The organism is Streptomyces sp. BE20 (assembly GCF_036322525.1).
Taxonomy (GTDB): domain Bacteria; phylum Actinomycetota; class Actinomycetes; order Streptomycetales; family Streptomycetaceae; genus Kitasatospora.
Genome location: NZ_JAQYWW010000093.1, coordinates 1 through 2,035, shown reverse-complemented (window position 1 = coordinate 2,035; position 2,035 = coordinate 1). Strand labels below are relative to the sequence as shown.

General features: G+C 68.7%; 1 protein-coding gene. It reads left to right on the top strand.

Annotated elements, in window-relative coordinates; genetic code table 11:
- Window positions 1–442 precede the first annotated feature (442 nt).
- The gene (locus PUR61_RS00400) at window positions 443–1,939 is read left to right on the top strand and encodes an ISL3 family transposase (protein ID WP_329874412.1); all 1,497 of its coding nucleotides are present in this window, start codon (window positions 443–445) and stop codon (window positions 1,937–1,939) included.
- Window positions 1,940–2,035 lie beyond the last annotated feature (96 nt).

The window sequence follows — 2,035 nt, the reverse complement described above, 5'->3', positions numbered from 1 at the left end:
GCCACCTTCCGCGGCCTGCGCTACGGCCCCAGCACCAACAACCTCTTCATCAGCAACAAAACCGGCCCGCAGCTGACGATCACCGTCCCGCCGCTGTCGATCGAGTTCTGGATCCGCACCCCCTGACCGAAACCACCACCCGACGCTGACCACGCTCTCGAACAACTCCCGGCTCGGCCCACCCCCTGCCGACCGGCCGCCCGCCTACAGTCCTCCACGCGATCCGTCGGACCGCCGGGCGACATTCGAGGGATCCACCGACCGGCCCGCGCGATCTCGTAGACGTCAATGTCCACCTGACTACACCGCCGGGCCGGTCAACCCTGTCCACTCGTATCGCTCATGTCGGCTTGCCTTTCCCTCGACCCGACGAAATGGCCTTCCAGGCCCCCGAGCCCCGCCCCTACGGGCGTGTCAGCGATCTGGCTCTGTCCCGTAATCGGTGGTGACGAAGGGTGACGCCTGTCGTTGGCATGGTGTGCGTGATGTCAACGAGCTTGTGAGCGTGGTGTTTTCAGGTCTATCGGCCCTCGTCGTCGAGGATGTGGCGGACGAGGGCGAGGTCATCCGGGTATCGGCGCGGACCCGGGACGATCCGGTGCCATGCCCGATGTGCGGGCAGTCGACGGGGCAGGTCCACGCCTTCCATGGGCGGGTGATTGCGGATGTGCCAGTGGACGGGCGTCGGGTCGTGGCATCGGTGCGGATCCGGCGCCTGGTCTGCCCCGACCTGGTCTGCCCTCGGCAGACATTCCGCGAGCAGGTCCCGGGCCTGATCGAGCGCTATCAGCGGCGCACGCGCCGTCTTTCCGACCAACTCAGCTGGATCGTCAAGGAGTTAGCGGGCCGGGCGGGCGCCCGCCTCTCCCGTGTCCTGGCCTGCGCGGTCTCCCGCTCGACCGCTCTGCGCCTGCTCATGCGCCAGGTGGCGCCGCCGCCGCGCATCCCGCGTGTACTCGGCGTCGACGACTTCGCCCTCAAGCGCCGGCACCGCTATGCGACTGTGCTGATCGACGCCGAGACCGGCGAGCGGATCGATGTCCTGCCCGACCGCACCACCCGGACCCTGGTCGCGTGGCTGCGCGAGCACCCGGGGATCGAGTACGTCTGCCGCGACGGCTCCGGCTCCTACGGCGAGGCGATCCGCCAGGCCCTCCCCGAAGCGGTGCAGGTCAGCGACCGGTGGCACCGGGAGCAACCTGTGCGGGAAAGTCCTGGCCGAGGTCCGCTCCCACGCCGCCTGCTGGGCTACCGCCGTAAATCCCGCCCGGCCCGGAGGCGTGCGCGAGCAGACCACCCGCGAGCGCTGGCAGCAGGTCCAGGGCCTGCTCGGCCAGGGCGTCGGCCTGCTCGAATGCGCCCGCCGCCTCGACGTCGCACTGAACACCGTCAAGCGGTCCTACGTTGTTGGTGGGTCGGACGGACCAGTCGTATGGTCCTGAGGTACGCCCGCATGAAGGAGCCCACCGCAGAGCGACGTGCCCCCTCCTACAAGCCCACGCTGGTCGATCCCTACCGCGACCACCTGCGCCGACGTCGGGCCGAGGAGCCCGCGGTGCCCGCCACCCATCTCCTCCGCGAGATCAAGGAACTCGGCTACACCGGCAGCGCGAACCTCCTGGTCCGCTACATCACACAGGACCGTGTGGAGGGCGACAAGCCCGTCACGACCCCGCAGCGCTTCGCCCGCCTCCTCCTCACCCGCTCGGAGAACCTCCGCGACAAGGACACCGCACTACTGGGCGCACTCGCCGCGGCGTGCCCAGAGATGACCCAACTATCCCTTATGGTCCGCGAGTTCGCGAACCTGCTGACGCCGGCAGAGGGCAACGACGCCAAGCTCACCGACTGGATCACGTCAGTTCGCTCCGTCGACCTGCCCCACCTGTACTCCTTTAGAAGTCATCTCATTTGGGCTTGTAGGCTGCTCGCGTGCTGATCGTGGAGCGTCTGGTGCCGGATGAGTTGTGGGAGTTGTTCCAGCGGGTGGTGCCGGCGGCGCCGACGCGTCCGCAGGGTGGCGGGCGTCGGCGTC